At 42.8% G+C, this 381-nt stretch carries 2 rRNA genes; both read left to right on the plus strand.

Going from position 1 to position 381, the window contains the following annotated elements:
• A 23S ribosomal RNA gene (locus M3225_RS29180) occupies positions 1-168 on the plus strand; the annotation flags it as partial.
• A gap of 109 nt (positions 169-277) precedes the next feature.
• Positions 278-381: ribosomal RNA gene (rrf, locus tag M3225_RS29185) — 5S ribosomal RNA — on the plus strand; the annotation flags it as partial.

The raw sequence follows: 381 nt of genomic DNA on the forward strand, positions 1-381 counted from the left end.
GACGGGATAAGTGCTGAAAGCATCTAAGCATGAAGCCCCCCTCAAGATGAGATTTCCCATAGCGCAAGCTAGTAAGATCCCTGAAAGATGATCAGGTTGATAGGTCAGAGGTGGAAGCGTGGCGACATGTGTAGCTGACTGATACTAATCGATCGAGGACTTAACCAAACTTTAAAAGCGTAAGCTTTACTCAGCGAACTGTTATCTAGTTTTGAAAGAACAAAACTTTTTAAAAAAAGTCTTGCTTTCTTTTAGAAATCATGTATAATATAATATGTCTGGTGGCGATAGCGAAGAGGTCACACCCGTTCCCATACCGAACACGGAAGTTAAGCTCTTTAGCGCCAATGGTAGTTGGGACTTTGTCCCTGTGAGAGTAGG

The sequence above is a fragment of the Priestia aryabhattai genome (genome assembly GCF_023715685.1).
GTDB classification, from domain to species: Bacteria; Bacillota; Bacilli; order Bacillales; family Bacillaceae_H; genus Priestia; species Priestia aryabhattai_B.